Annotated in this window: 8 protein-coding genes; all 8 read right to left on the bottom strand. The window is 74.4% G+C overall.

Annotation, left to right across the window (positions count from 1 at the left end; translation table 11 throughout):
- Positions 1 to 120: 120 nt before the first annotated feature.
- Positions 121 to 1,335 (bottom strand): D-mannonate dehydratase ManD, encoded by a 1,215-nt coding sequence (gene manD, locus ACFXPK_RS16385; protein WP_385000217.1) that lies wholly within the window; start codon positions 1,333 to 1,335, stop codon positions 121 to 123.
- A 73-nt stretch (positions 1,336 to 1,408) separates the two neighbouring features.
- Entirely contained in the window at positions 1,409 to 3,016 is a 1,608-nt protein-coding gene (locus ACFXPK_RS16380) for a mannitol dehydrogenase family protein (protein WP_385075824.1), read from the bottom strand.
- Between the two features lie 201 nt (positions 3,017 to 3,217).
- The gene (locus ACFXPK_RS16375) at positions 3,218 to 3,448 is read right to left on the bottom strand and encodes a hypothetical protein (protein WP_385075821.1); all 231 of its coding nucleotides are present in this window, start codon (positions 3,446 to 3,448) and stop codon (positions 3,218 to 3,220) included.
- A 38-nt stretch (positions 3,449 to 3,486) separates the two neighbouring features.
- Positions 3,487 to 3,615: a hypothetical protein gene (locus ACFXPK_RS16370; RefSeq protein WP_385075818.1), complete on the bottom strand. Its 129-nt coding sequence runs from the start codon at positions 3,613 to 3,615 to the stop codon at positions 3,487 to 3,489.
- 155 nt (positions 3,616 to 3,770) lie between these two features.
- Positions 3,771 to 4,463: an ABC transporter ATP-binding protein gene (locus ACFXPK_RS16365; protein ID WP_385075816.1), complete on the bottom strand. Its 693-nt coding sequence runs from the start codon at positions 4,461 to 4,463 to the stop codon at positions 3,771 to 3,773.
- A 124-nt stretch (positions 4,464 to 4,587) separates the two neighbouring features.
- Positions 4,588 to 6,192, bottom strand: coding sequence for a benzoylformate decarboxylase (gene mdlC, locus ACFXPK_RS16360; protein ID WP_385075813.1), 1,605 nt, complete (start codon positions 6,190 to 6,192; stop codon positions 4,588 to 4,590).
- Positions 6,189 to 7,010 carry an ABC transporter permease gene (locus ACFXPK_RS16355; protein WP_385075810.1) on the bottom strand — a complete coding sequence of 274 codons (822 nt, stop codon included), beginning with the start codon at positions 7,008 to 7,010 and terminating at the stop codon, positions 6,189 to 6,191. The genes mdlC and ACFXPK_RS16355 overlap by 4 nt, the downstream gene beginning before the upstream one ends.
- Positions 7,007 to 7,870, bottom strand: a complete 864-nt coding sequence (locus tag ACFXPK_RS16350; protein WP_385075808.1) for an ABC transporter permease — start codon at positions 7,868 to 7,870, stop codon at positions 7,007 to 7,009. Before ACFXPK_RS16350 ends, ACFXPK_RS16355 begins: the two co-directional genes overlap by 4 nt.
- Positions 7,871 to 7,872: the final 2 nt, after the last annotated feature.

Below are 7,872 nucleotides of genomic sequence, written 5' to 3'. Positions count from 1 at the left end.
GGCGGGGGGCGGGGGGCGCCGGGGGCCGGCGCGCGGGGGCCGGGGGGCGGGGCGCGGGGGCGGGGGGCCCGCCCCCCGGGCCACCGGACTCCCGCCGGTGGAACCCCCGTCGTCACACCGTCACCAGTCGTGGACGCTGCCGTCGCGCAGCCGGTTCACGGGCAGGTACTTGCGGTCGTACGGGAAGCGGGCGGCGGCCTTCTCGTCGAAGTCGACGCCGATCCCCGGCCGGTCGCCGGGGTGCATCAGACCGTCCTCGAACCGCCACGACGTCCGGAACACCTCCTCGTACGGGCTGAGATGGCTCATGTACTCCTGCATGCCGAAGTTGGCGACGGAGAGGTCGACATGGAGGGCTGCGGCGAAGGAGACGGGCGAGAGGTCGCCCGCGCCGTGCGAGCCGGTACGCACCCCGTACAGCTCCGCCAGGGAGAAGATCTTGCGGAGGTGGCTGATGCCGCCCGCGTGCGACACCGAGGTGCGGATGTAGTCGATCAGCCGGTTGGTGATCAGGTGCTGACAGTCCCAGATGCTGTTGAAGATCTCGCCGACCGCCAGCGGGGTGGTGGTGTGCTGCCGGATCACCCGGAAGGCGTCCTGGTCCTCGGCGGGGGTGGGGTCCTCGATCCAGAACATCCGGTAGGGCTCAAGGGACTTGCCCAGCCGGGCCGCCTCGATCGGCGAGAGCCGGTGGTGCACGTCGTGCAGAAGCTGGAAGCCGTAGCCGAACCGCTCCCGGACCGCGGCCATGTAGGTGGGCACGAAGTCGAGATAGGCGCCGGTGTCCCAGTTCTCCTCGGTCGGCAGACTCCCGTCCGCCGGCTCGTAGGTGACCCCGTCGCCCTTGCGCATGCCGTACACGCGCTCAAGTCCCGGCACCGCGGCCTGCGCCCGGACGGCGCGGAAGCCGCGGCCGAGGAAGCGGTCCACGTCGTCGAGGAGTTGGGGGATGTCGTTGCCGCTCGCGTGGCCGTAGACGGTGACGCCCTCCCGGGCCGCCCCGCCGAGCAACTGGTAGACGGGGAGTCCGGCGACCTTGCCCTTGATGTCCCACAGCGCCACGTCGACGGCGGCGATCGCGGTCATGGTGACCGGGCCGCGACGCCAGTAGGCGCCCTTGTAGAGGTACTGCCAGATCTGCTCGATACGGTCCGCGTCCTGACCGATCAGCAGGGGGCAGACATGGTCGCCGAGGTAGGAGGCCACCGAGAGCTCACGGCCGTTGAGGGTGGCGTCGCCGATGCCCGTCACACCGTCGGACGTGGTCAGTTTGAGAGTGACGTAGTTGCGTCCCGGGCTGGTGACGAACACCTGGGCGTCGACGATGGTGGCCATGCGGGCGGCCCGCCTTTCTGTGGGTGGGTGGGGGAGTCGGGTGCGAGTCGGAGCGAACAGGCTTCCGTGTCTTCTACGGCTCCTGCGGCTCCTGCGTCTTCTGCTGCCTCTGCTGCTTCTGCGGCTTCTGTGCGGGGCGGGTCGAGGCGGCGCGCAGCGCGGCGTCCACGGTGGCGCGGGCGCCGTGCCGGGCCAGGTCCCGCGCGTGGGCGGCGACCCGGTCGGTGAACTCCGCGCTGCCCGCGACGGGTTCGGGGAGCAGACCGCCCGCCTCCACCACCAGCCGCGCCGCCGCGCCGGGTTCACCGGCACGCCCGGCCAGCGCGCGCAGCCGGTCGGTCGCGTCGTCCCGTACGGCGCCGAGCGCCCGCTCGTCGTACGCCTCCCCGCCCCGGGTGACGATCCGGATGTACGCGGCCACACCGAGGGCCAGCACCTCGGGGACCGTGCCGGAGGCGAGACGGTGGGCGAGCGGCCCCGCCCAGCGCACCGGGATCTTCAGCGAGCCGTCGGTGGCGACCTGCGAAGTGCGGTGTCCGAGGGCCGGGTTGGCGAAGCGTTCGAGCAGCTCCTCGATGTACGCGGCGCCGTCGACCCCGTCCGGCACCTCGACGCTCGGCAGGATCTCCCGGGTCATGGCGTGCCGTACCACCGCGCCGAGGCCCGGGTCGCCGACCGCGCGGTCGACGGAGGGATGGCCGAGCAGCAGCCCGAGATAGGCGAGCAGCGAGTGGGCGCCGTTGAGCAGCCGCAGCTTCATCGTCTCGTAGCCCGCCACCTCGGGTGTGAAGACCGCGCCGGCCTTCTCCCAGGCGGGCCGCCCGGCCCGGAAGTCGTCCTGGAGGACCCACAGCCGGTACGGCTCGGCCGGTACCGGCACCGCGTCGCGCACCCCGAAGTGCCGGGTGACCAGGGCGCGGTGCGCGTCGGTGGTGGCGGGCGCGATGCGGTCGACCATGGTGCTGGGGGTCGACACCGAGGAGGCGAGGTAGGCGGTCAGCTCCTCGCGCTCGCCGGAGGGCAGAGCCGATGCGAACTCGTCCAGCAGCCGCCGGGTCCTGCTGCCGTTGTCCATCAGGTTGTCGCAGGGCAGCACGGTCAGCGGGGCGGCGTGGGTGCGTACGCGGCGTTGCAGACCGCGCAGCAGCAGTCCGAGCGGGGTGCGCGGGGCGGCGGTTCCGGTGAGGTCGGCGGCGACGCGCGGGTCGTCCAGGTCCAGGCCGCCGGACGGGGTGAACGTGTACCCCTTCTCCGTCACGGTCAGGGTGACGATCCGGGTGGCGGCGTCACCGATGGCGTCGACCACCGCTTCCGCCTGGTCCCCGCCGAGCAGCCCCGCGTGGTGCACACCCGGGACGTCCGCCCGTACGGAGCCGTCGCGGCCGAGGGTGAGCACGGTGTACAGCTCGTCCTGTGCGGTCATGCCCTCCACGACGGTCCTGGAGCGCTGGGTCGGTCCGGTGACCACACCGGTGATGCCCCAGGGGCCCTCCGTGTGCCGGAGCGCCTCGGCGGTGTAGACGGCCTGGTGGGCGCGGTGGAAGTTGCCGAGCCCGAGATGGACGATGCCCCGTTCGGGAGCGGTGCGGGGGCGGGAGAGGCCGGGCACGGGAAGCCGGGAGCGGGAGAGCGCCGGCGCGCTCGGGTCCGGGATCCGGCTCTGGCTCGGGTCGGTGTTCACACGGGCTCCTCGGTGGGTCTGCGCCGATGGGGGTGGACGCCGGTCCGTCGCGGCGTCCTCGATCTCCGGCGGGACTACCATACAAGCCTAGTATGGTAGGAGCAACGGTGGTGGCGGGAGGGCAGGGGGCCGGGCGCCGTGGGGCGGGCCCGGCGCCCGGCCTCCGGCTCCGCGCCCGCGGTACGGCCGGCCCCCGCCGCCTCAGTCGTTGGCGAAGCGCCGCGCCAGGGCGATCTCCCGTGCCGACTCGACCCCGGCCGCGATCCCGCCGTACAGAATTCCCCGGTCCCCGAGGAGCGACACCTCCGGCGGGGGCGGCTCGAACGGCAGGATCAGGGACAACTGCTCCTGGGCGACCGGGACGTAGCCGCCGAGTCTGCGCCCCACGCCGCCGCCGAGGATGACCAGCGCCGGGTCCACGACCGTGATCACCGCCGCCACGGTCAGGGCCGGCAGCCTGGCCTCCTCCGTCAGGACCTCGCGGGCGCGCGGGTCGCCGCCGCGGCCGTCATCACGTCCTCGGCGGTGACCGCTGCGGTCAGCCTGTTCTGCCGCGCCGCGGCGACGATCGCGTCGGCCGCCGTCGGCGTCTCCAGCATGCCCCGCGCAGCCCGCGCTCTTCGACCACGGCGAGCGCTTCACCTACCTGGGCGCCGAGGACTCCGCGCCCGGCGTCCGGGTCCGTGTCACCGGGCGCGTCCCCGGTGCCTGCACCCTGGCCCTCACGGGGGAGGACGCCACCGGGGAGATCCCCTCACCCGCCCGGTGATCCGCCCTCCGGCGCGGCGGAGCCCCGTACCGACCGGCCCACCTCGGAGCGGAGTTCGGTGAACTCCGGCAGCCGGCGGGTGGCGATCTGGTCCCGCCGCGCCGGGAGCCGTACCGGCAGATCGGCGCGGACCCGGCCGGGTCCCGGAGCCAGGACGACGACGCGGTCACCCACGTACACACTCTCGTCGATGTCGTGGGTGACCAGCAGGACCGTCATGCCCTCCGCCCGGTGCAGCCGCAGCAGCAGGTCCTCCAGGTCCTCCCTGGTCCGCGCGTCCAGCGCCCCGAACGGCTCGTCCATCAGCAGCAGCGACGGGCGGGCGGCGAGCGCCCGCGCGAGCGCGACCCGCTGCTGCATGCCACCGGACAACTGCCAGGGGCGGCGCCGCCCGGCGTCCGCCAGACCGACCTGCTCCAGCATGCGGGCCGCCGCCGCGTGACGGTCGGCCCGGCCCAGACCCTGACGGCGCAGCGGCAGCGCCACGTTGTCCCGTACGGACAGCCACGGGAAGAGCGAGCGGCTGTAGTCCTGGAAGACGATCCCGAGCCGTTCGGGCACACCGTCGACGGGCACACCGTCCACGGTGATCCGGCCCGAGGTCGGCCGGACGAGCCCGGCGACACACCGCAGCAGGGTGGACTTGCCGCACCCGGAGGGACCCACGATGGTCAGCAACTGCCCGTCAGGAACGCTGAGTTCGATGTCCCGGAGCGCTTCGGTCCCGCCAGCGGCGGAGGCGGACCCGCCCGCCGCGGCGCCGTAGCGGTGGCCGAGTCCCTCGATCCGCTCTACGCGCCGCTCACCCGGCCCACGGCGCGTAGAGCGGGGAGTCGTCGGCCGGGACCCGGATCCGCAGCAGCGCGGGACCCTCGTCGGGGCCGAGCGAGAGCACCCGGTCCAGTGCCCCCGGCAGCTCCGCCGGGCGCTCGACCGTGCTGCCCGGACAGCCGAACGAGGCGGCCAGCGCCGCGAAGTCGATCCCGGAGATGTCCGTACCCGGCACGGGGGTGATCCCGATCCGCTGCCCCAGGGCCCGCACCGCGCCGTAACCGCCGTTGTCCAGCAGGAGATACGTCACCGGGGCGCGGTGGCGCGCCGCCGTCCACAGCGCCTGCACCGAGTAGAGCGCCGAGCCGTCACCGAGCACACACACCACCCGCTCTCCGCCCGCGAGCGCCCGACCCACGGCCAGCGGCAGCCCCCAGCCGAGCGCGCCGCTGCCGGTGGTGAGAAACCCGCCCGCGGTACGGACGGGCAGCCGGGCGTGCAGGGCGTCCCGGTGACTGGGCGCCTCCTCCACCAGCACGGTGTCCGGGGGCAGCCGCTGCCCGAGCAGGTCCAGCACCAGTTCGGGCGAGATCTCCGGACCCGGCCGGACGGGCGGCGTCTCGGCCCGCACCGGGGGCGCGGGCCGGTCGGACCGCCGCACCAGAGCGGTGAGCGCCCGTACGGCCGGGCGGAGCGTGGTGACGATGCTGGTGCCGACCGGCAGCCAGGCGGCCTGACCCGGGTCGCAGTCCAGGTGGTACAGCTCGGTGCCCGCCGCGAGCGGGTCGGCCGCCACCTGCACGTGGTACGTGAACAGGGGCGCCCCCAGCGCGACCACCAGATCGTACGGGGCGAGCCGCGCCGCCAACTGGTCGGCCACGGGCGGCAGGAACCCCTGGAAGTACGGATGGCGCTCGTCGAACCCGGAGCGGCCGGAGAGCGGGCTGATCCAGACGGCCGCCCGGGTCAGCCCCGCCAGCTCGGCGACCTCGCGCACCGCGCCCTCGTCGTCGACGGCGGGCCCGACGACCAGCGCGGGCCGCCGCGCCCCGTCCAGCGCGGCGGCCAGTCGCGCCAGTGCCTCCGGGTCGGCGCCGTATCCGCCGTGCACGGTGCGCGGGGCGACCGGCTCGGCCTCCCGGTCCCAGTCGTCCTCCGGTACGGAGAGGAAGACCGGGCCCCTGGGGTGGGTCATGGCGACGCGGTGCGCCTCGGCGAAGGCGGCGGGCACATCGGCGGCCCGCTCCGGCTGCCGGCTGAACTTCACGTACGGGCGCGGGAACTGGGCGGGTTCGTCGGCCCCGAGGAAGGGATGGAGCGGGAGCAGCGCGCGGGACTGCTGGCCCGCGACGACCACCAGCGGCACCCGGTCCCGGCTGGCGTTGAACACCGCGCCGAGCGCGTGCCCGACACCGCCGGCCGAGTGCAGACTGACGAGCGCGGCCCGTCCGGTGCCCAGCGCGTGACCGGCCGCCATCGCGACGGCCGTGGACTCCTGGAGCCCGAGGACGTAACGGAAGTCGTCGGGCCAGTCGCGGAACATCCGCAGTTCGGTCGAGCCCGGGTTGCCGAAGACGGTCGTCATGCCGGTGGCCCGGCACAGGTCGACCACCACCTGACGGACGGTCGTGTTCATCCGGAACCCGCTCTCCTGAGTTTGGTGGGGGTGGGGCCGCGCTCCTCGCGCCGCCCGCCGAGGAGCCGTCGTTCGACGGCCAGCAGCACACGGTTGAGCACCTGCCCCACCACTCCGAGCAGCACGATCACCGCCCATACCGTCAGCAGGTCGGAGCGTGTCTGGGCGTCGACGAGCTGAAAGCCGATGCCGTTCGCGGTGCCGGGCAGCAGTTCGGAGAAGACCATGAGGATCAGCGAGAGCGACAGGCTCAGCCGCAGCCCGGCGAAGACGCGCGGCAGCGCGGCGGGCAGATGCAGCAGCAGGACCCGCTCGGCGAGCGGCATCCGCAGGGCGGCGGCGACCTCCAGACGCAGCGGATCCACACTCCGCACGCCGTCGGCGGTGTTGATCAGAACGGGCCAGAGCGCGCTGAGGACGATCGAGGCGAGCTGCATCCGGGTGCCCGGGTCGAACAGCACGACGAAGACCGGCACCAGCGCGGGCGGCGGCACGGCGCGCGCGAACTGGAGCACCGGATCGCACAGCGCGTACGCGTCGCGCGAGCGCCCCAGCACCAGCCCCAGCGCGACCCCGCAGACCGCGGCGAGCGAGAAGCCCGCGGCCACCCGGCCGAGGCTCGGCAGCAGATGGGCGACGGCGTCGTCGGTGAGAAAGGCCCGGTCCGGCGGCCCCGAGAACCACAGGGTGTGGCCGTGCGCCAGGATCCGCGCCGGGGTGGGGAAGAAGACGCTGCCGTACCCCCATGCCGCGAACTGCCAGACCAGCACCGCCCCGACGGGCACACCGATCCGCGACAGCGCCATACGGGAGGTCACGCGACATCCCTTCGGTGCTCGGGCGTCCAGGGGAAGAGCCGCCGCTCCGCCGCGAGAAGCGCCCCGTTGATCAGCAGCCCCAGCAGCCCCGCCCACACCACCGCGGCCAGCACGTCCCGGGTGCCGTCCGTGGCCGTGCCCGCCTGGGCGATGAAGATCCCGAGCCCTTCGCCGAACCCGGCGAGGATCTCCGTCGCCACCGCGAGGATCAGCGCGGTCGCCGCCGAGATCCGCACCCCGGCCGCGATGAACGGCGCGGCCGACGGCAGTGCCGCGCGCAGGAGGACGGAGAGCCGCCCGAAGCCGAAGGCCCGCAGCGTCTCCTCGGCGAGCGGATCGGTCTCGCCGAGCCCGTAGACCGTGTTGAACAGCACCGGCCAGACGGAGGCGAAGGCGACCAGCGCGACCGTGGTGGCGAACCCCGAGCCCAGCAGCAGCGACACCAGCGGGATCAGCGCCACGGACGGTACCGGGCGGACCAGTTCGACCAGCACCCGGACGGCCTCGTTCACCGCGGGGACGCTGCCCAGCAGCAGCCCGAGCGGGACCGCGACCGCGCAGGCCAGCGCCAGCCCGGCGGCCCACGCCTCCAGGGTGGCCCGTACCCCGCGCAGGAACGCCGGATCCCCGCCCAGCCGGACGGCCCGTACCAGCACCTCGGAGGCGGGCGGCAGATACGCGCTCCGCACCGGACCGGCACGGCCGAGCACCTCGCAGACGGCGAAGGCGGCGAGGACCCCGACCGCCCCGAGCAGCCGCGTCCGCAGCGTTCCCGCCGTGAGCAGCCGCGTCCGTACCGCCCCGACCGCCCCGAGCAGCCTGATCCGCAGCGCCCCCGGCGTCCGGGCCGTCGCGCCCACCG

It is taken from the genome of Streptomyces sp. NPDC059142, assembly GCF_042755665.1.
Classification (GTDB): Bacteria; Actinomycetota; Actinomycetes; order Streptomycetales; family Streptomycetaceae; genus Streptomyces.
Note: the sequence above shows the minus strand (reverse complement) of the source record. Positions and strands in the feature narration are given on the sequence as shown.

What these genes read in the sequence shown, in the direction of transcription:
- manD (WP_385000217.1), bottom strand. Translation starts at nt 1,335, where the DNA reads ATGGCCACCATCGTCGACGCCCAGGTGTTCGTCACCAGCCCGGGACGC.
- ACFXPK_RS16370 (WP_385075818.1), bottom strand. Translation starts at nt 3,615, where the DNA reads ATGCTGGAGACGCCGACGGCGGCCGACGCGATCGTCGCCGCGGCGCGG.
- mdlC (WP_385075813.1), bottom strand. Translation starts at nt 6,192, where the DNA reads ATGAACACGACCGTCCGTCAGGTGGTGGTCGACCTGTGCCGGGCCACC.